Below are 19,372 nucleotides of genomic sequence, written 5' to 3'. Positions count from 1 at the left end.
AAGCAGGAATCCCACAACAGGAGGTTGTCTGTATGGAACAATATGTGTTGGCTCTTGATCAGGGAACGACAAGCTCTCGGGCTATTCTGTTTAACCGCAGCGGGCAGATTGTGCATATTGCACAGCAGGAATTTCCACAGTATTTCCCCAAGCCAGGGTGGGTGGAGCAGAATGCCAACGAAATCTGGAGTTCCATTCTTGCCGTTATGGCTTCTTGCCTTGCGGAGAGTGAAATCAAGCCGGTTCAGATTGCCGGAATCGGCATTACGAATCAGCGGGAGACGGTAGTCGTATGGGACAAAGAAACAGGAAGACCCATCTATAATGCTGTTGTCTGGCAGTCCAGACAGACCGCAGATATCTGTGATGAATTGAAAACAAAGGGATTGGGCGACCTTTTCCATCGTAAAACGGGATTACTTATAGATCCGTACTTCTCCGGTACAAAGGTAAAGTGGATTTTGGATCATGTACCTGGTGCCCGGGAGCGGGCAGGAAAGGGTGAACTGCTGTTTGGTACGATCGACAGCTGGCTGATCTGGAAGTTGAGCGGAGGTACACACGTTACGGATGTATCCAATGCCTCGCGCACACTGATGTACAACATCTATGAATTGCAATGGGATGACGAATTGTTGCATATTCTCGATATTCCCAAAGCAATGCTGCCAGAGGTACGTGGTTCATCCGAGGTGTATGCACATACGGTCGACTATCATTTCTTCGGTCATCAGGTTCCCATCGCAGGAGCGGCAGGAGATCAGCAGGCGGCCCTGTTCGGTCAAGGCTGTTATACCAAGGGCAACATGAAAAACACATACGGCACCGGTTGTTTCATGCTTATGAATACCGGGGAACATCCGGTGCAGTCGGATCACGGGCTGATTACAACGATTGCCTGGGGAATGAATGGCAAGGTAGTATACGCGCTGGAAGGCAGCATTTTTGTCGCAGGCTCAGCGGTTCAGTGGCTGCGTGATGGCTTGAGGATGCTCCGCTCCTCGAAGGATAGTGAAGACTATGCCGTGCGTGTACCTTCCACGGAGGGTGTGTATATGGTGCCTGCATTTGTGGGACTTGGCAGCCCGTACTGGGATAGCGACGTTAAGGGAGCGGTATTCGGCCTGACACGAGGCACGACCAAGGAACACTTTATCCGAGCAACGCTGGAGGCACTGGCTTATCAGACGAAGGATGTGCTGACTGCGATGGAGTCCGATTCAGGCATTCCGGTACATGCATTGCGTGTTGATGGCGGGGCAGCGGCCAATGATTTTCTCATGCAATTCCAGAGCGACATTCTGGGCATCCCCGTCGAACGCCCTACGGTGAATGAAACGACTGCACTGGGTGCAGCTTATCTGGCAGGACTGGCGGTAGGGTACTGGGATAGTGCAGATGAATTGGCGGATCACGAAAATACGGAACGTGTCTTCCATCCGGTTATGGCGGATGAACAACGGATTGAACTGTATGCAGGATGGCAACGTGCGGTCAAGGCAGCGCTGGCCTTCAAATGAGTGGATTACCTTTAGAATGGGCATTTGTACTTTTTCGTTAAACATATACAATAAATGATATTTATTGGTGGAAAATGATGCATAACTTACAGGGTTTTTCTTCCTGGAGAAGGGAAAAAATATACCCACTATAAGGAAAAATAAAGTATTAGTGGATTTGTTTGAAATTACATCCGTTGGCAGAATAAATTTTTAAAATTTTTTTGAATAATGTGTCCTTTCAGGCCTTCACGCCGCCCTAAATCTGTGATAGGATTAAGGCACAAGTTAAAAAATGATGTCTGGAGATCGGGAGAGACCACGTGCCGCTCAGCAATTGCTGAAGCGAATGACGTGGTCTTTTTTTTGTTCTTTTGCGGGTAAACAAAGGCAATCAATGGGAGGAACAATGATGGGGACATCTTTCTCAGCTGAACAGCGTACCGAAAATCTGCACAGGATGGCGAATGCACATTTTGACATATTAATCATCGGCGGTGGGATTACAGGCGCAGGGATTGCGCTGGATGCGGCTTCTCGTGGACTGAAGACCGCACTTGTGGAAATGCAGGATTTTGCGGCAGGCACCTCCAGTCGTTCTACCAAGCTGGTTCATGGTGGCTTGCGTTATTTGAAGCAATTTGAAGTGAAAATGGTCGCGGAGGTAGGGCGGGAGCGAGCCGTGGTCTATGAGAATGGGCCGCATGTGACGACACCTGAGCCGATGCTGCTGCCCATCTACACGGCTGGTACATTTGGCCGCTTCAGCACATCCATTGGTTTGATGGTGTATGACCGGCTCGCTGGAGTGAAGCGTAGTGAACGGCGCCAAATGTTGAATGCCGGAGCTGTATCGAATAGTGAACCTTTGCTGCGTAAGAAAGGGTTGCTGGGGGGTGGACTCTATGTGGAATACCGAACAGACGATGCCAGACTGACCATTGAAGTCATGAAGGAGGCCGTAAAGCGTGGGGCACAGGCTGTGAACTATGTGAAGGCACATGGTTTTCTGAAAGAGAACGGCAGGATTACAGGTATTCAGGCTGTGGATCAGATTAGTGGTGACACCTATACGCTTCGGGCTAGCAAAGTGATCAATGCCTCCGGTCCATGGGTGGACGAGCTACGGGAAGTGGATGGTTCTCGGCAAGGCAAAACGTTGCAGATGACCAAAGGCATTCATCTGGTGTTTGACGGAGTGCGTTTCCCGTTAAGACAGGCGGTATATTTTGATACACCGGATGGACGAATGGTTTTTGCGGTCCCGCGTGATGGCAAAACCTATGTAGGGACAACCGATACGGTCTTTCAGGATGATCCTGCACACCCGCTGATCTCCGAGTCAGACCGCGAGTATGTGATTGATGCAGTGAATGGCATGTTTCCCGATATACAGATTGGTGTGAAGGATGTGGAGTCCGGTTGGGCAGGTGTGCGTCCGCTGATTCATGAGGAAGGCAAGAATCCTTCCGAAATTTCCCGTAAAGATGAAGTTTGGGTATCTCCTTCTGGGCTGATTACAATTGCCGGAGGCAAGTTAACCGGATACCGCAAAATGGCCGAAATGGTCGTTGACCTCGCCGCCCGCCAATTGGAGCAGGAGACTGGACGAATGACAGGCCCATGTATAACCAAAAGAATGCCGATCTCGGGAGGAGACGTGGGTGGTTCGGCTGGATTTACTTCTTATGCTGAACGTAAGATTAAGGACGGCGTTGCACTAGGGCTTGAGCGGACTGTTGCCGAGCGACTAGCTCGCACATATGGCTCCAACGTGGACGCACTGTATGAGCGAATCCCCAATCCGCGAACGAAGGCTGAGCTTCATGGCATGCCGCAGGAACTGTTGCTGATGCTGAATTATGCGCTAGATGAAGAGATGGCCATGACACCATCAGACTTTTTTGTGAGACGCACAGGGGATCTGTTTTTCCGCATTGACGAAGTCCGTCGTTGTAAGGCAGCGGTAAGTTCTTATATGGCAGAACGTTTGAATTGGTCCGAAGAGCGAGCTGAACGATATGCACAGGAACTGGATCGGCTACTGTTGGAAGCATCCGGCAAAATCTAAGGCAGGATTTCGCATCTGGGAGTCGAATGGAACATGTAAGCGTGTAACATAGAGAGGGGATTACATCCATGACATTACAGATCGGAATCATTGGAACAGGCTGGTTCAGCAAGGTACATGCGGATATCCTGGCACGAATGGAAGGCGTTCGTGTGGCGAGTGTCTATGGGACAACATTGGAAAAGGCAGAGGCGATGGCTTCTGTCTATGATGCTGTTGGTTACGGTGAGCTTGAACATATGTTGGAAGGTGAGAAGCTGGATGCGGTTTATATCTGTGTGCCTCCAATGTCTCACGGCTCGATTGAAACGGAATTGATCCGCCGTGCTATTCCATTCCTCGTGGAGAAACCATTGAGTACCGGAATGGATGTCCCGCGCCAGGTGTTGGAACAGGTGCAGAAGAGCGGATTGTTGACCTCGGTAGGTTACCACTTCCGCTACCAGGAGGCTGCACAAGTACTGAAGCAAGCCATGAAGGGACAAACCGTAGGCATGGCGCTTGGACGCTGGATGGGTGGAATGCCCGGGGTTGCCTGGTGGCGTCGACAGGACGGTTCAGGAGGACAATTCGTGGAGCAGACTACACACATCGTAGACTTGCTCCGGTATTGTGCAGGAGAAGTCACGGAAGTATACGCTGTAGCTGCTCAGCGAAGCATGCACGAGAGGCATGATCATGTCACCGTTGCCGATGTGGCGAATGTCACGCTCAAGCTGGAAAGTGGTGCTATTGCAAGCATCGCCAATACGTGCCTGCTGCCAGATGGAGAAGGCGGTGCAGGACTCCAATTTTACACAGATGCCGGGGTATGGGATTGGACACCGGAACGTCTGCTTCTGCCAAGTGCTGCTCCACATGCAATGGCAGGCCTGGAGATTCCGGCAGGACATAATCCATATGAGCGGGAGAACGAGGCATTCATTCACGCCCTTCGTACCGGGGACCGTTCACGAATTTTGTCCGACTATACGGATGCCTGTCTTACACAAGAGATTACAACGGCGGCGCTGGTTTCGGCAGATTCGGGATTGCCGGTACGGGTTCAGCCATCCAACCAATTCTCGAAATGATGCTTAATAGTACCGATGAGTTATGAGTGTTTGACAAATTATAAGTGCATGACAAATACGCCTGAATCTGGAACTGATCCGAAGATCCGCCAGATTCAGGCGTATTTGTGTTGATCAAAAGTCGGGCTACTTGGATTGCTGCTGCTTCAGCCAGTCGGAGGACCAGTTATATATCTGATTAATGACAGGTTCAATAGCTCTGCCTTTGGGTGTCAATTCATACTCTACACGGGGAGGGATCTCTGGAAACATGTGACGGGTTACAATGCCTTCCGTTTCCATTTCCTTCAGACGTTCAGATAACAGCCGTCCGCTAATAGCCATCTCCGCTTCCAGTTCCGTGAACCGCTTGGGTCCGGATAACAGTTGATACATGATCAGCAGCACCCACTTCTTACCTATAATATCCATGGCCTGAGTGATCAGACAGGGACTTGGCGATTTTACTTTTCTCAGCTTCAACGTGTTCACCTCGATTCATGGTTCAATGAATGTGTGCATGTATATAAAAGTGCTTGGCTTTCTGCGACTCTAACGAGATTAAGGGGCAATCAAGTCCATAAGTTACTACGGATAATACCGTAACATACCTTTTGTATGTAGTATACACCATTCATCATAAAATTACTTGAATAAATAATGTTATTATTATATACTCACTTCATAAAAGTAAGTTAATGATAATTAATACGTATAATATGAATACATACTAATTTGACAGTGCACTACGCTGAACTTTTCTAAAATGAAGTTACCTTCGGGAACTTTGACATAGATACTTTTTTGATGACAGTACAGGAGGACCATACATATGAACAAAGGGTTGCGCATTGTGGGATATATTGTACTGGTTGTGTTAGCGGGTGTGTTTGTGATGACAGGGTATAGCAAGGTGAGCGGAGCAGAGTTGATGATACAGACTTTCGAAAGTTTCTCCTATCCGACATGGACGATGTATCTGCTTGGCGCTGTGGAGCTGCTAAGTGCTGTAGGTCTATTGATTCCGCGTACTCGTATTCTGGCTTCAGGCATACTGACGTTCATTTTAATTGGGGCTGTGGGAAGTCATCTGATTTATGGACAATATTCGGCGATTCCTTTCCCGGCGGTGTTGTTGGTTGCCAATATCATCATTCTGATCATGGGCATGCGCCAATTGGAAGAAGAGGAGGCAAATATGGAGACTGCGCAGGCGTAGATAAGGGCTCAGAATGAGCCAATGTGGGTTAATTATCGATGGATCAGATCGTCGCGTAACAAGGAACATTATGCTCGAATAAATAGACTAAAGATGACCACTGCCAGCGAGCGGTGGTCATCTTTTTATTAGCCGTATTGTTCTTATCCGTACTTCGGACAAGGCTTTGGCCGATTAAAGGCTTCGTTGACCGCGTGTGACGATTCGCAGTGTATGCTTGGTATCTGACTGCTGAGTCCAGGTGGCACAGACCTTACGAACCCATTCTGGATTGGTCTTACTGGCATCGTTTAGCCAGTTGCTCACCGAATCCTGCACATACTTATGGGCATCGGACTTCACGGCGTCTAGCAAGGGAAGAGCTATGGCGGGATTTTCTTTCAGCTCCTGAATATGTTTGGCCCAGACGCCATGCGGTCTGGTTGATTCTATGGCAAAGCGCCGGATTAGTGGATCAGGGTCAAGGGTCCATGGTATTAAATGTTGCAAAGCTACTGATAATTCGGCAGTGATCGATTCCCGCACAGCCATCCATGCTATTTCCCTCACACCAAAGTGATGATCTGCTGCGAAGGGGCGAATTAGCTCCAGTTTTTCGATCAAGTCCAACCGGGAATCCAGTCCAATGATATACGCTGCCCAGCACCGAATACTGTCTGAACGATGCTCAGTAAGGGAACGGAAGAGAGGCGTCCGCTCATGGACTGCCAGCCGCTCCAGAAGAGCAAGCCAATGCAAGCCAATGGCCGGAATGATTTTCATAATCCGTTGCTCATTCATCTGCTGTAGCTGCTCAGTGATTTCTCTGGTTTCGGCATCCATATCCCATTCATGGACGATCTGCTGAAAAAGAAGGACATGATCCACTGCCAGCCATTCCGTCAGGTTTACCGATTCAATATGTCCTGCTTGTAGCAGGATGCGGATATGTTCCTGGATCTCTGTTGCTTTACGGGCACCTTTGCGAAGAAGAACGTCTTCCGGGATAAACAGGTCTGGCTTAGCATCCAATATTGTACTCCTCCTTGGTTGTATAGACTCACGATCTATACGATACAATTTGCCGGGGTACAGGGATGTAAGGCATATTACAACTGGGCAGTTCCCCTGCGGATCGCAGCCATTTCATCCCGATGAAGGGAGACGGACTTGAATCCGGTACGGATACGGCCTGCTCGCGATAGCTCCTGCAGTGCAAGGGTAACAGACTCACGAGTGGCTCCAGACATCCATGCGATCTCCTGATGAGTGAGTGCGAGGTTAATCCGGCAGTACTCGTTCTCTTCAATCCATCCGATCTGTTCGGCCAGTCGAAAGAGGTTAAGTATTATTTTATCATGCAGGTTTCCGAGTGCGAGCGTCTGTGTCAACTCACTCATTCCCTTGATTCGCTCACTTAGTACTTTCATCAGTCGTAACATGAACCCTGGATGTTCAATAAGAAATTGTTCAAAACGCTGCCTGTCTATTAGGCAAATGTCGGATTCCTCCATTGTTTCAATATAAACGGTACGTGTTCCCAGGGAAATTCCGTTCATTTCCCCGAACACGTTACCTTCCTTCAAAATATCCAGAGTAAACTGCTTGCCCTCCGGGTTCAATGTATATAAACGTACCTTTCCCCGTTTCACAAAATGGAAACCCTCCGTAAACGTATCGGGTGTCTGGATCTGCATATTCTTCGGCATGGTCGTAATGGAAGTCATGCTATCCATTTCTATCAGGTCTGCCTCTGACAATGAGGACATAAGGTTGAATTGCGATAAATACAGGATTTTATCCATAGAACTGCTTCCCCTTACTGTATGAATATAAAAAAAGAAGAACCCATGAAACACAACGGGTTCTCTTGCAGCGGGACTTCCTGAAATCGGAAGGTCTCCTGACTATAAATGATTGAATTCATTCTTATTATAGCAATTTTTTTAATTGGGAGACGCGTCCTTGGCTAATGCCAAGCTTTTCCGCAATTTGCTGTTGAGCCAGCCCGGGATTCTGTTCAACAATTTCCTTCATCTGTTGCAGCATACGTGCCGTCTTCGGCCGCAGGTCCGGGTACTCATGATTGGCAGCTGTGGTCCCTTCTTCCCATGCAGGAGAGGAGACAGTGGCAGATTTGGTAGTAGGACGCTCGACGGGTGCAGGAGCCTGTTTGCTTGGAGGAACGGACCAATCAGAAGAATCATCTGGATGTTTTAATTGAATTGCACAAGTCCGGCAGATGAATTGCTCTTTGAAATACATTTCCGTATTCACATCGCCGCAAAAAATACATAATGTTGATTTGTACTTTCTCAAAATCAACTCTTTCCCTTCAATGAAAAACTCGAGCGGATCGCCGATACGGATTTCCATTGTATCCCGCATTTCTTTGGGAAGGACAATTCGTCCAAGGCGGTCCAGAGATCTCTTCATACCAGTTCTTTTCATCGCATCTCCCCCGCAATATTCACAATTAAAACCTGTCCTTATTGTAAGGAAGAAAGGGCTTTAATACAACAATAATATTTCAAAAAATAGGGATATTGCCATCTATTATGGGAAAATAAGTTTCGAAAGCATGGGTGCAACCGCCAAAGTGAACAATGCAGCCAGCACCATGGAGATACTGGAGATCGTTCCTGTCAGTGAACTAAGCTCGAATGCCTTGGATGTCCCTGTTCCGTGGGCACCGGTTCCAAGCAGTGTTCCGCGTGCAATCTCTCCATCAATGTGCAGCATTTTCACAATAGACGGCCCCATAATCGACCCGAGCAGACCAGTCATGATGACAAAAACTGCCGTAACCGCTGGAATGCCTCCAATCGTAGCAGATACGTTCATAGCAATCGGAGTCGTAATGGAGCGTGGGATCAGGCTGTGGATTAGCCCCGAATCCAGGCGCAGCCATTTGGCGAGCAGGGCAGAAGAGAGAACAGCCACGACGGAGCCAGTCATGACACTGAAGACAATTTCGGAAATATGTTTTTTGAGGACATGGAAAAAAGTATAGAGCGGTACGGCAAAGGCCACTGTAGCCGGTTGAAGCAGCAGACTTAGCCATTTGCCGCCACTACTGTAGACGGTGTAGTCGGTTCCCGTTGCAAGCAGTACACCAACGACAAGAAGCGGCGTAATCAGCAGCGGAGACAGGTATACTTTCGGCAGATTGCGATATATCCGTTTGGCGATCCAGTAAATACCAATGGTTAACAACAGGCAGAGAAATCCGATCATCCGGTGTGGTGCTCCTTTCGTTTGGCAATTCGTGTGGCAACAAGGCCCGTACAGACCATAACCAGAAATGTACTGAGCAGTACAACAAATAAAATTTGCAGGCCGTCATGCTCCAGCATGGGCATGTAGTTCATGATTCCAACGGCTGAAGGAATGAAAAAGAGCAACAGCTCGCCGAGCAGCCAGGCAGCTCCAACGTCAATCCAGCGCAGCTTCACGACGCGAGTTTGAAGCAGAATGAAGAGCACAACCATACCGAGTATTGAACCCGGTACAGGCAGATGGAGGACACGGGCCAGCAGGTCCATGAGCAGTGAAAAGGCCATTAAGAGCGCAACCTGTACAATACCAAGGCCCCATTTTTTCACTTCAATCCCTCCTTGTATAATCAATGTAGTGAATTTTTTTTAGCTATTATGAAAATGAATGGAACCATTGCTGAATATCACAAATTTTACATCGCATTCTTTCATGAGTAAAATGCATATTAAGAATGTTTACTATTCCATTTATCTATGAGAGGCTGAAATCAGACGATGGATATCCGCCATTTGCAATATTTTCTGGAAGTTGCCCGGCAACAAAGCTTCACCAAAGCTGCCGAGGTGTTATATATTACACAGCCCACGATCAGCAAGACCGTCAAAAGCCTTGAAGAGGAATTGGGTGTCACGTTGTTGGACCGTTATGGCAAGAAGGTGGAAATGACCGATGCCGGACATGTCTTCTTTCGGCAAGCGCTGGAGATCGAGAAGTCATTTCGCAGTTTGTCATCCGAACTGGATGATCTGATGAATCTGAAGAAAGGGCATCTGCGAATCGGACTGCCGCCGATGGTGGGGTCCAGCTTTTTCCCCATGATTATTGGTGAATTTCACAAAGCCTATCCGCAGGTAACCATTCAGCTGTTCGAGGATGGGGCGAAAAAAGTGGAGGCCGATGTGATTAGCGGTGCACTGGATATTGGTGTTGCGGTACTGCCAACCGTGGATGAGTTAGTGGATCATTTTGTTTTTGTGAAAGAGAAGCTGAATCTGCTGGTGCACCCCTCGCACCCGCTTGCGGAGAAAGAGTCAGTCGCGCTACGTGAACTGGAGCATGATGCATTCGTGCTGTTTCGGGAGGATTTTGCGCTGCATGACCGGATTATTGCCGCCTGTCAGCATGCGGGATTCCAGCCTAGGGTGGTGTATGAAAGCTCCCAGTGGGATCTGCTCAGTGCGATGGTCGCCGCCAATCTGGGGGTGGCTTTGTTACCGGAGACGATCTGTCGTGAGGTTGACCATATGCGCGTGCGTATTATACCGGTGGTGGAACCCGTCATTCCATGGCAGCTCGGCATGATCTGGCGGAAGGATCGCTATCTTTCCTTTGCCACGAGAGAGTGGATCGGCTTCACACAGTCCATGCTGGGTGAGTAAGGAATCCGTATATGTTATCTACGTCAGTTCAACTAAACATTTACACGAAACGGAAAGGACAGAAATAACCTGAAGAAGCGAAGCCAAAAGCTTTCTGAAAGAAAGCTGCTTCGTGAGCATTATCTCGCCTTTATCCCCGGATTTTCCCTTTAGAGAGGGAATCAAAAAAATCTGGGGGTAACAGCGGTCACTGCAATCGGAGTGGCAAGGTGTAGCTTTCTCAAGGTCACCTTACACTTATTCGGAAATAGAAATATCCCCGGATGGTTGTTACAATGGAAGCATAATATTGGTGGAGGTGTAGGGACATGAAACTGCGGGTATCCGCTGTACAGTACCAACTGCAAACAATCAGCTCATTTGAGCAGTTCGCCGCTCAGGCTGAGCATTACATACGGACAGCTAACGAATACGGAACCGAATTTGTGCTGTTCCCGGAATTTTTCACGACCCAACTGATGTCCATTGGAGACGGTGAGGGCAACGCGCTCACGATTGAGGATCTGCCCGAATTTACGGAGCAATACGAACAATTATTCACATCGCTCGCTGCGAAATACGGCATGCATCTCATCGGGGGAACGCACGTTATCCGCCGCGAAGGGAAGCTGTATAATACAGCCCATCTGTTCTACCCGGATGGTCGCATCGCGCGCCAGGACAAGATTCACATTACGCCAACCGAAGTCCAGGAATGGAACATGGCACCCGGGAATGGACTTGAAGTGTTCGATACGGATAAAGGGTGCATTGCGATGCTGACCTGTTACGATATTGAATTCCCGGAAATTGTACGTATGGCAAAAGCCAAGGGAGCGGATGTGATCTTCTGTCCTTCCTGTACGGATGACCGTCATGGATTTTATCGTGTGCGTTATACGAGTCATGCCCGCGCCGTGGAGAATCAGATCTATGTGGTGTTAACCGGCACGGTGGGGAACTTGCCGACGGTCGATTTCATGCGTGCCAACTACGGACAAGCTGCGATCATTACGCCGAATGATATTCCCTTCCCGCCGCGTGGCATTCTGGTCGAGGGAGAGATTAACAACGATATGATTGTGACCGCTGATCTCGATCTGGACTTACTGTATGAAGTGCGCGAACGTGGGTCGGTGACGACCTGGCGTGACCGCCGTACTGATCTGTATACCGATTGGGAGTAGATAGACGATGGGCAAGAGGAGAAGTTAGGGAATGGGTCGGTCTGTTGAGAGGGGAGTGAGGCGCGATGTATCAAAAAGAGATGCTTATCACCGGTCCGGATCGGAACGGTACACCCGCAAGGGCAGTGGTGCGTACATATCAACCTGCTGATTTTGATGAACTAATCCGTATTCAAGCCGAGAGTTTCCCACTGCCTTACCCGGAGGAACTGCTCTGGAACCATGAGCAGCTTGCCAGCCATGTCGCGAACTACCCGGATGGTGCCATCTGCATTGAAGTGGATGGAGAACTGGCGGGGTCGATGACTTCGCTACGGATGCATGGGGACCCTTCTCATTCGGCAAGTCATACCTGGGGCGAAGTGACAGATGATGGGTATATCCGCAATCATCAACCGGATGGCAATACGCTGTATATTGTTGATCTCTGCGTACGTCCGAAGTACCGCAAATGGGGACTGGCGCAGCTTATGATGCAGGTGATGTGTCAACTTGTTATCGCACAGGGTATTGACCGGCTTCTTGGTGCGGGAAGGATGCCGGGATATCATCTGGTTGCAGACCAGATGTCCGCTGAAGCGTATCTGGATCAGGTGGTGAAGGGAGAACGACGTGACCCTGTCATCTCGTTTCTGCTGCGCTGTGGACGTATGCCAGTAGGTGTGACGGCAGACTATCTGGATGATGAGGAATCCTGCAATTATGCTGCCTTAATGGAGTGGCGTAATCCATTTAAATAAAGGAATCACCGGATTAAACCGTTGGTTTTAGTTGGAGCCAATATTATTCAATATCATAATGAAATACATAATCTATCGAGGAGGCATTTATCCATGGAATTCAAGCGTATTACATCCATCAATGATCCATTGTTTGCCCAGATGCACAAGCTGATGCAAGAGATTTTCCCGCGGGAGGAAGTGCTGGACTTTCCGCTGTGGGCAGAACCGTTGGAGGATCCGGGCATTCGGGTGTTCGTGGCTGTGCATGAAGGGCAGGTCGTTGGAGCAACTGAATACCGTTATTATGAGGACTGGAACGTGGCCATGACGGACTTTACGATTATTGGGCGCGAGGGTCTGGGGATCGGCAGTTTCCTGGCGAATAACCGCAAGCGTGATCTGCAAAAGCTGGCTGCGGCAAACGGGAAAGAATTGTTCGGTATGTTTGCTGAAATCTACAATCCTTATCTGAGTCAGGATCATGAATTTGGCGGCATCAAGCCGATGGACCCTTATGTACGTCGCGAAGTGCTGTCCCATCTGGGATACCAGCGTCTGGACTTCCCGTATGTTCACCCATCCTGGCAAGGAGACGGCGAAGCGGTTGGAGGCTTGGATCTGTGCTTCATGCCAGGTGATGAGTCGCTTGGTGAACTGCCAGCCAGCCTGGTGGCTGATTTCCTGAATCGATATTATGCCGTATTGCCTAACAAACCGCAGGAATGGCTTGCGATGGTAGACCAGTTGACTGCTCGTCAGACGGTTTCACTGCTGCCGTTGTAACCGGAAGCAGGAGTGAGCACAGATATATAGCGTCATGGTGTCATGAATAGAGGAAGACTGTTTCTATGCTGAGATCCTGATTCGACCCGAAACGTTATTCTATAGTGTATGTTGTGACGTAAGAAGGTCTTGGGAACATAGCAGGCTTCTGTGCAGTCAAGCCGTCACTCGTACTGCGATTGCGGTGAGCATGGTTGTAGGCCTGAGACTGCTGCCAGCCTTTGAAATGTTCCTCGGACTGCCAGAGTGTAAGTACAACATACGTGTCATCCTTCAGCGGGCGAAGCACACGAATACCGACAAAACCAGGCTCGTCCTCAACCTTGCGTGCACGGTTCTTGAACCGTTCTTCAAAGTCGTTACGTCCCTCTTCTGTGACAGGGATGTTGTTCAAAACGGCATAACCCCCGCCTGCCCAAGAGCCTGCAGCATCAAACGCTTCATATGCGGCTATTCTGTCATCAGACTCGATATTCATCAAGCGTTCTTCAGATTCAATGGCTAGATGCACCTGCTCTTCGCTGCGTAACGTCAGATGCGGGTATGCAGCAAGTGCATCCGGGATCGGTGAAGGAACCAAATAGATATACATAGAAGCTGCCTCCTTATTAAATACATTCCATATAAGTTAAACTATACGTTTACACGAGAACGCAGAGGACAGAAATAACCTGAAGAAGCGGAGTGTTCGCCTTTATCCCCAAATTTTCACCTGTGTAAAAATGAATCAAAAAAAATCTGGGGATGACAGCGATCGGAAGGTTGTTCTGTCATCGGAGTGGCAAGTGTAACATTATCTAGTTCAACTTATACACCCCAACATAGCATATGGGAATTGGCGAGTCCAATCTGCTGATCAACTGGTTTGGGCACGTCTTTTCATGATAAAGTATAGTCACTACAAACAGAACGGGTGATCGTATGACAACAGCAATTCGGATATCAGTCAGACCTTTGGTGGAGTATGTGTACCGCAGTGGCAGCATACGGCCAGGGTTTCGCACCAATGCATCGATGCAGGAGGGGACTCGAATTCACCAGCGGGTACAGAAGGATTACACCGAAGAAGATTTGAAAGAGATTGTACTTGAAGCTGAGATTCAACACGGTGATCTGACCTATGTGGTCGAAGGGCGATGTGACGGGTTGATTCGTCTGGACGGTCAGTTAACGGTGGATGAGATCAAATCCACTGCGGGAAATCTGGACGATCTGGGTGAGGGACTTCCCGTGCATTGGGCGCAGGCGATGATGTATGCCTATATGTACGCCGTTCAGCAGGATGAACCGCGTATGCAGGTTCAGCTTACCTATGTGCACTCGGTGAACCATGAAGAAAGGCGTTTCCGCCGTATGCTGGAGTGGCAGGAATTGGAACAGTTTGCTGCAGAGGTGATAGCCGGTTATGCGCCATATGCAGAGATGATCGCTGCATATGAAGAAAAGCGCGATATCAGTGTGCGGGAGCTGCCGTTTCCTTTTCGCAAATATCGGGAAGGACAGCGCAAGCTGGCAGGAGCCGTATACAAGACGATCCGTGAGGGACAGGGATTGATGGCGAAGGCGCCAACAGGGATTGGCAAAACGATGTCCGTGCTGTTCCCCACGGTCAAAGCGATTGGCGAAGGCGAAGCGAGCCGATTGTTCTATCTGACCGCGAGGACAACAACACGGGTTGCGGCAGAAGAGGCTTTTGCCCGGATGCAATCGGAAGGATTGCAGATGCATGTCATCAGTCTGACCGCGAAGGACAAGATTTGTTTCAAGGAAGAGGAAGCTTGTGATACGGGGCAGTGTGGCATGTGTGAAGGATATTATGACCGTATTAACGGGGCCGTGCTGGATATGCTGGAACATGAGACGTTAATGACACGACCGGTGATTGAACAGTACGCACGCAAGCATCGGGTGTGTCCGTTTGAGTTTTCACTGGATGCCGCGTACGCAGCCGATGCAGTAATCTGCGATTATAACTATATTTTTGATCCGCGTATATCGCTCAAACGTATGCTGGAGGAACATAAGCGCAAGACGGTGTTATTGGTGGACGAGGCACATAATCTGGTCGATCGTGGGCGAATGATGTTCTCCGCGGAGCTGGAGAAGGCAGTGTTTCTGGATGTGAAAAGAGAGTTCGAGACGCTGGGCAACAGTGTGTCGGCAGCCAAAGCCATTGTGGATCGCACCGGGGCCATTGACAAGTATCTGATTACCCTACGCAAAAACGGTGGAGAAGAAGGCAAGATCATTCAGCAGGAGGCACCGGAGGAACTGATTGAACTGCTGGAGCCCTTTGTCATGGTTGCGGAGCAATGTCTTGTCGAGGGCGGTTCGGGGAATGCCGAGACGGATCAGTTGTTACTGGATGCCTACTTCACAGCGCAGAATTTCCTGCGCATAGCCAAGCTGTACGATGAACGTTTCATTACCTATGCCGAATGTGTGCGAAGTGAAGTGAGAGTGAAGTTGTTTTGTCTCGATCCCTCTGTGCTGCTTCGTCAGACGGCCAAAGGATTCCGCTCCCTCATTCATTTCTCGGCTACATTGTCACCTCTTCGTTATTATCGGGATATGCTGGGTGCAGAGGAAGAGGATTATACATTGCAGATTCCATCCCCATTTCAGCGCGAACAGCTGGATGTGAGGCTTCTGCCCCTATCTGTGCGTTATAAGGATCGGGAGCAATCCCGGCGGCCCATTGCGGAAATGCTGCAACAACTGGTAAGCGAATGGCCGCGTAGCAATCTGATGGTGTTCTTCCCTTCTTATCCCTATATGCGAGAGATATATGAAACCTATACACAGCTTCCGAATGAAGCGGATACGGTCATACAGAAGCAGGGGATGAACGAACTGGAACGTGAGCAGTTTCTGGATGCATTTCAGCCACACCCTGAACGAACACGATTGGTATTTGCCGTGATGGGTGGCGTATTCTCCGAAGGTGTCGATCTTCCGGGGGATCGTCTGAATGGCGTTGTTGTCGTAGGTGCGGGGCTGCCGCAGATTGGACTTGAGAACAACGTGCTTCGTGATTATTATGATCGGACAGGACGAAACGGCTTCAATTATGCCTACATTTTCCCTGGAATGAACAAGGTGCTGCAGGCGGGCGGAAGGCTGATTCGGACGGAAGAAGACAAGGGCGTGCTGGTGTTGGTCGACGATCGTTTTACCCAGGAACCCTATCGTTCCCTGTTGCCAGAGGAATGGCAGGACTACAAGCGAATCTGATTCTACCTATCTCAACAGATAACTTATATAGCGATTCAAATCGAATGAGGCAAATGCTGAACCAAGGAGTTAAGCACTTTTTTCAGATTTCTTTCCCTTACATGATTGAAGGGTGGGGTGAAAGGGTTATAACTTGGTTAGCAACGAACGAACAACGGCGAATACCTAACCCGTTCCGAGGTCCGCTTCGAAAGCAATCAAGGAGGTCGGTTTGTAATGAAGAGAAATCATACCATGATGCAGTTTTTTGAATGGCATTTGGCTGCGGACGGAGATCATTGGAAGCGACTGGCTGAAATGGCCCCGGAACTGAAAGCCAAAGGCATTGATACAGTATGGGTGCCTCCTGTGACCAAAGCCGTATCGGCTGAGGATACAGGTTATGGTGTATATGATCTGTATGATCTGGGCGAATTTGACCAAAAGGGCACCGTGCGCACCAAATATGGCACCAAGCAGGAACTGATAGAGGCCATTGCCGAGTGTCAGAAGAACGGAATTGCCGTCTATGTGGATCTGGTCATGAACCACAAGGCCGGAGCAGACGAGACGGAAGTCTTTAAAGTGATTGAGGTTGATCCCAATGATCGAACGAAGGAAATCTCCAAACCGTTCGAGATTGAGGGCTGGACCAAATTCACATTCCCGGGTCGCGGGGATCAATACTCCTCCTTTAAATGGACCTCCGAACACTTCAACGGCACGGACTTTGATGCCAGGGAAGAGCGGAGTGGTGTATTCCGCATCGCAGCTGAGAACAAGAAATGGAATGAGAATGTCGATGATGAGTTTGGCAACTACGACTATCTGATGTTCGCCAATATAGATTATAACCACCCGGATGTTAGACGCGAGATGATTGATTGGGGGAAATGGCTGATTGATACACTCCAGTGTGGTGGTTTCCGACTTGATGCCATCAAGCATATCAACCACGAATTCATCAAGGAATTCGCAGCAGAGATGATTCGCAAACGCGGTCAGGATTTCTACATCGTAGGTGAGTTCTGGAACTCAAACCTGGATGCTTGTCGTGAATTCCTCGATACGGTAGACTATCAGATCGATCTGTTCGATGTATCTCTTCACTACAAGTTGCATGAGGCTTCACTTGCAGGCAGAGACTTCGATCTCTCCAAAATTTTTGATGACACCCTGGTTCAGACACATCCTACCCATGCGGTAACCTTTGTAGATAACCATGACTCTCAACCCCATGAGGCGTTGGAATCATGGATTAGTGACTGGTTTAAGCCAAGCGCATATGCCCTGACGCTATTACGCCGTGATGGTTATCCGGTTGTATTTTACGGCGATTATTACGGCATTGGTGGACCTGAACCTGTGGAGGGCAAAAAAGAAATTCTGGACATTCTGCTGTCTGCCCGTTGTAATAAGGCTTATGGGGAGCAGGAGGACTACTTCGATCACGCGAATACGATCGGCTGGGTGCGTCGTGGTGTAGAGGAAATCGAAGGCTCTGGTTGTGCGGTGGTCATCTCCAACGGGGATGACGGTGAGAAAAGAATGTTCATCGGCGAGCATCGCGCTGGAGAAGTCTGGGTGGATCTGACGCACAGTTGTAAGGATCAGATTACCATTGAAAAAGACGGCTGGGCTACTTTCCATGTATGCGGTGGAGGTGTCTCTGTATGGGCCCTTCCAGAGCAGAATGAGGACCGTGCAGACGCTGAGTAATAGAATGAATGACAGTAGGAAGCGTAACTGCACGAATAACGATATATAGACCGTTATCCACCTGAACCGGCGAGTATTTGCCGTGCAGGTGGTTTTTGTTTTTGAATTCGTCAGACTTGTTGGTTGGCTTTGGCTTTCATAAATAGAGCGTTTTAAATGGGAAGTTTGTTTTTACCCTTTTATGGTACAATAATCCAATTAGGTGATGGCCAATTGCGCATTATAATCATCATTAGCCATAGATTTAGAATGTACGGAAGAGAGGGATTGCATGAATAGAAAAAGTAGAACAAAGCGTGCCTTACCGTTGGGAGTATCCCTCTTTGGATAGCGTTGTGTCTGGGGGCTTGCAGTCTCGAGCCGAATCAGGGGCCAGAGGGTGTACCGAAGCGAACGGATGAGTATACGCTGAATTCGGAGCGAAGAGATCTGAATCAGCGGGTTACGAAGAACCCTGAATCCTTTCAGGAGCATTTGCCAGACGATTATACTTTGACTGCAACGGTGGATGTGAGTCATGAATCCGGAGTTGACCGGATTTCTTATGAGATTTTGGTGAATGAGGCTCGGTTGCCCATGGTTAATGTCATTCAGTCCTTCACCCTCGATCCCAACATGATGGAGCGAATCAATGCTGCAGAGCTGATTCATTCCAATGCGAGCAATACATATGAGACGAGTCTAAGCCCAGAGAAGGAACCGCTCGGATTGAGTTTGGGCAGGAGTTATGTTTTGAAACCCAAGGCGGAGATCGACAGCTATATCACTCAGAGCTACACGGACATGTATATTAAAATATCTTATGGGCCGAATGATCAGCGAACCGAAGATTATGTTCATGTTCAGGCCAAACCGTCTCCCCGAACGATTGAATATATGAAGTCATGGAAGGATGAAAAATAGAAAGGCAGCTACCCACTGGTTCCGTATTAGGAATGTAAGTAGATGCTGCCTGTTCATTTATCAGCAGGGCAAGGTTATTAATTTTCAAAATACTGATTCATCGTATCCCACATTCGATTGAACTCACTTCGTTCCATTGAAAATGCTCCAGGTTTTTCAGGTTTATGATGAGAAGTTGGCTCAAAGTTTAAGTATTCAGTGTGTGTAGTGCACTCAGAGTTTTTGCTGTTAACAAGGAATTCAAATCTATCTTTAAATGGTCTGTCCTGTAATTTAACAACCATAATATCTCCACTACTGGTGCTTCTTGCAGGAGAATATATCAAAAAGTAACCTTGTTCAAATCGATATTCCATAGCACTTACCTCCATTAGAATACAGAACGATT

The 19,372-nt window shown here is 48.6% G+C and carries 19 protein-coding genes; 11 read left to right on the top strand and 8 right to left on the bottom strand.

The genetic code is table 11. The annotated features are described in order from the left end of the window. Positions 1 to 32 precede the first annotated feature (32 nt). The 3 genes from glpK to ACR32F_RS30520 all read left to right on the top strand — a co-directional run bounded on the left by glpK (position 33) and on the right by ACR32F_RS30520 (position 4,643). Entirely contained in the window at positions 33 to 1,520 is a 1,488-nt protein-coding gene (glpK, locus tag ACR32F_RS30530) for a glycerol kinase GlpK (RefSeq protein ID WP_440114086.1), read from the top strand. 391 nt (positions 1,521 to 1,911) lie between these two features. Continuing rightward, positions 1,912 to 3,570, top strand: a complete 1,659-nt coding sequence (locus ACR32F_RS30525; RefSeq protein ID WP_440120063.1) for a glycerol-3-phosphate dehydrogenase/oxidase — start codon at positions 1,912 to 1,914, stop codon at positions 3,568 to 3,570. Between the two features lie 68 nt (positions 3,571 to 3,638). Beyond that, positions 3,639 to 4,643, top strand: a complete 1,005-nt coding sequence (locus ACR32F_RS30520) for a Gfo/Idh/MocA family protein (RefSeq protein ID WP_440114083.1) — start codon at positions 3,639 to 3,641, stop codon at positions 4,641 to 4,643. A 126-nt stretch (positions 4,644 to 4,769) separates the two neighbouring features. On the opposite strand, the gene ACR32F_RS30515 is transcribed toward ACR32F_RS30520, so the two are convergent. Then, a complete protein-coding gene (locus ACR32F_RS30515) occupies positions 4,770 to 5,054 on the bottom strand; it encodes a winged helix-turn-helix transcriptional regulator (protein ID WP_440120062.1) in 285 nt (94 codons plus the stop codon). A gap of 400 nt (positions 5,055 to 5,454) precedes the next feature. Between ACR32F_RS30515 and ACR32F_RS30510 the strand changes: the two genes are divergently transcribed. Continuing rightward, positions 5,455 to 5,841 (top strand): DoxX family protein, encoded by a 387-nt coding sequence (locus tag ACR32F_RS30510; RefSeq protein WP_440114080.1) that lies wholly within the window; start codon positions 5,455 to 5,457, stop codon positions 5,839 to 5,841. A 174-nt stretch (positions 5,842 to 6,015) separates the two neighbouring features. On the opposite strand, the gene ACR32F_RS30505 is transcribed toward ACR32F_RS30510, so the two are convergent. From ACR32F_RS30505 to ACR32F_RS30485, 5 genes are all read right to left on the bottom strand, one after another. Next, positions 6,016 to 6,852 (bottom strand): DNA alkylation repair protein, encoded by an 837-nt coding sequence (locus tag ACR32F_RS30505; protein WP_440114077.1) that lies wholly within the window; start codon positions 6,850 to 6,852, stop codon positions 6,016 to 6,018. A 77-nt stretch (positions 6,853 to 6,929) separates the two neighbouring features. Then, positions 6,930 to 7,625: a Crp/Fnr family transcriptional regulator gene (locus tag ACR32F_RS30500; protein WP_440114074.1), complete on the bottom strand. Its 696-nt coding sequence runs from the start codon at positions 7,623 to 7,625 to the stop codon at positions 6,930 to 6,932. Positions 7,626 to 7,752: 127 nt separating this feature from the next. After that, on the bottom strand, positions 7,753 to 8,271 hold the full coding sequence (locus ACR32F_RS30495; protein WP_440114071.1) for an AbrB/MazE/SpoVT family DNA-binding domain-containing protein: 519 nt from the start codon (positions 8,269 to 8,271) through the stop codon (positions 7,753 to 7,755). A 105-nt stretch (positions 8,272 to 8,376) separates the two neighbouring features. Further along, on the bottom strand, positions 8,377 to 9,057 hold the full coding sequence (locus ACR32F_RS30490; protein WP_440114068.1) for a CidB/LrgB family autolysis modulator: 681 nt from the start codon (positions 9,055 to 9,057) through the stop codon (positions 8,377 to 8,379). Further along, on the bottom strand, positions 9,054 to 9,425 hold the full coding sequence (locus ACR32F_RS30485; protein WP_440114065.1) for a CidA/LrgA family protein: 372 nt from the start codon (positions 9,423 to 9,425) through the stop codon (positions 9,054 to 9,056). The genes ACR32F_RS30490 and ACR32F_RS30485 overlap by 4 nt, the downstream gene beginning before the upstream one ends. A gap of 168 nt (positions 9,426 to 9,593) precedes the next feature. On the opposite strand from ACR32F_RS30485, the gene cidR reads away from it, so the two are divergent. The 4 genes from cidR (at position 9,594) to ACR32F_RS30465 (ending at position 13,149) form a co-directional block, all read left to right on the top strand. Beyond that, complete coding sequence (gene cidR / locus ACR32F_RS30480) at positions 9,594 to 10,478, top strand: cidABC operon transcriptional activator CidR (RefSeq protein WP_440114062.1); 885 nt, start codon at positions 9,594 to 9,596, stop codon at positions 10,476 to 10,478. 308 nt (positions 10,479 to 10,786) lie between these two features. Then, positions 10,787 to 11,644 carry a carbon-nitrogen hydrolase family protein gene (locus tag ACR32F_RS30475; RefSeq protein WP_440114059.1) on the top strand — a complete coding sequence of 286 codons (858 nt, stop codon included), beginning with the start codon at positions 10,787 to 10,789 and terminating at the stop codon, positions 11,642 to 11,644. 65 nt (positions 11,645 to 11,709) lie between these two features. Continuing rightward, positions 11,710 to 12,384 (top strand): GNAT family N-acetyltransferase, encoded by a 675-nt coding sequence (locus ACR32F_RS30470; RefSeq protein ID WP_440114056.1) that lies wholly within the window; start codon positions 11,710 to 11,712, stop codon positions 12,382 to 12,384. A gap of 93 nt (positions 12,385 to 12,477) precedes the next feature. Further along, entirely contained in the window at positions 12,478 to 13,149 is a 672-nt protein-coding gene (locus ACR32F_RS30465) for a GNAT family N-acetyltransferase (protein ID WP_440114053.1), read from the top strand. 94 nt (positions 13,150 to 13,243) lie between these two features. On the opposite strand, the gene ACR32F_RS30460 is transcribed toward ACR32F_RS30465, so the two are convergent. Beyond that, positions 13,244 to 13,741, bottom strand: coding sequence for an antibiotic biosynthesis monooxygenase family protein (locus ACR32F_RS30460; protein ID WP_440114050.1), 498 nt, complete (start codon positions 13,739 to 13,741; stop codon positions 13,244 to 13,246). 329 nt (positions 13,742 to 14,070) lie between these two features. Between ACR32F_RS30460 and ACR32F_RS30455 the strand changes: the two genes are divergently transcribed. The 3 genes from ACR32F_RS30455 (at position 14,071) to ACR32F_RS30445 (ending at position 18,984) form a co-directional block, all read left to right on the top strand. Next, the gene (locus ACR32F_RS30455; protein WP_440114047.1) at positions 14,071 to 16,383 is read left to right on the top strand and encodes a helicase C-terminal domain-containing protein; all 2,313 of its coding nucleotides are present in this window, start codon (positions 14,071 to 14,073) and stop codon (positions 16,381 to 16,383) included. Positions 16,384 to 16,599: 216 nt separating this feature from the next. Continuing rightward, complete coding sequence (locus tag ACR32F_RS30450; protein ID WP_440114044.1) at positions 16,600 to 18,081, top strand: alpha-amylase; 1,482 nt, start codon at positions 16,600 to 16,602, stop codon at positions 18,079 to 18,081. Between the two features lie 333 nt (positions 18,082 to 18,414). After that, entirely contained in the window at positions 18,415 to 18,984 is a 570-nt protein-coding gene (locus ACR32F_RS30445) for a hypothetical protein (RefSeq protein ID WP_440114041.1), read from the top strand. A gap of 77 nt (positions 18,985 to 19,061) precedes the next feature. Here ACR32F_RS30445 and ACR32F_RS30440 read toward each other — a convergent pair whose 3' ends face one another. After that, positions 19,062 to 19,340 (bottom strand): hypothetical protein, encoded by a 279-nt coding sequence (locus ACR32F_RS30440; protein ID WP_440114038.1) that lies wholly within the window; start codon positions 19,338 to 19,340, stop codon positions 19,062 to 19,064. Between the last annotated feature and the right edge of the window lie 32 nt (positions 19,341 to 19,372).

The organism is Paenibacillus hebaui (assembly GCF_051934385.1).
Classification (GTDB): domain Bacteria; phylum Bacillota; class Bacilli; order Paenibacillales; family Paenibacillaceae; genus Paenibacillus.
The sequence above is the reverse complement of the archived record's forward strand: the minus strand, read 5'-3'. Positions and strand labels throughout refer to the sequence as shown.

What these genes read in the sequence shown, in the direction of transcription:
- glpK (WP_440114086.1), top strand. Translation starts at nt 33, where the DNA reads ATGGAACAATATGTGTTGGCTCTTGATCAGGGAACGACAAGCTCTCGG.
- ACR32F_RS30525 (WP_440120063.1), top strand. Translation starts at nt 1,912, where the DNA reads ATGGGGACATCTTTCTCAGCTGAACAGCGTACCGAAAATCTGCACAGG.
- ACR32F_RS30520 (WP_440114083.1), top strand. Translation starts at nt 3,639, where the DNA reads ATGACATTACAGATCGGAATCATTGGAACAGGCTGGTTCAGCAAGGTA.
- ACR32F_RS30515 (WP_440120062.1), bottom strand. Translation starts at nt 5,054, where the DNA reads ATGGATATTATAGGTAAGAAGTGGGTGCTGCTGATCATGTATCAACTG.
- ACR32F_RS30510 (WP_440114080.1), top strand. Translation starts at nt 5,455, where the DNA reads ATGAACAAAGGGTTGCGCATTGTGGGATATATTGTACTGGTTGTGTTA.
- ACR32F_RS30500 (WP_440114074.1), bottom strand. Translation starts at nt 7,625, where the DNA reads ATGGATAAAATCCTGTATTTATCGCAATTCAACCTTATGTCCTCATTG.
- ACR32F_RS30495 (WP_440114071.1), bottom strand. Translation starts at nt 8,271, where the DNA reads ATGAAAAGAACTGGTATGAAGAGATCTCTGGACCGCCTTGGACGAATT.
- ACR32F_RS30490 (WP_440114068.1), bottom strand. Translation starts at nt 9,057, where the DNA reads ATGATCGGATTTCTCTGCCTGTTGTTAACCATTGGTATTTACTGGATC.
- cidR (WP_440114062.1), top strand. Translation starts at nt 9,594, where the DNA reads ATGGATATCCGCCATTTGCAATATTTTCTGGAAGTTGCCCGGCAACAA.
- ACR32F_RS30475 (WP_440114059.1), top strand. Translation starts at nt 10,787, where the DNA reads ATGAAACTGCGGGTATCCGCTGTACAGTACCAACTGCAAACAATCAGC.
- ACR32F_RS30470 (WP_440114056.1), top strand. Translation starts at nt 11,710, where the DNA reads ATGTATCAAAAAGAGATGCTTATCACCGGTCCGGATCGGAACGGTACA.
- ACR32F_RS30465 (WP_440114053.1), top strand. Translation starts at nt 12,478, where the DNA reads ATGGAATTCAAGCGTATTACATCCATCAATGATCCATTGTTTGCCCAG.
- ACR32F_RS30460 (WP_440114050.1), bottom strand. Translation starts at nt 13,741, where the DNA reads ATGTATATCTATTTGGTTCCTTCACCGATCCCGGATGCACTTGCTGCA.
- ACR32F_RS30455 (WP_440114047.1), top strand. Translation starts at nt 14,071, where the DNA reads ATGACAACAGCAATTCGGATATCAGTCAGACCTTTGGTGGAGTATGTG.
- ACR32F_RS30450 (WP_440114044.1), top strand. Translation starts at nt 16,600, where the DNA reads ATGAAGAGAAATCATACCATGATGCAGTTTTTTGAATGGCATTTGGCT.
- ACR32F_RS30440 (WP_440114038.1), bottom strand. Translation starts at nt 19,340, where the DNA reads ATGGAATATCGATTTGAACAAGGTTACTTTTTGATATATTCTCCTGCA.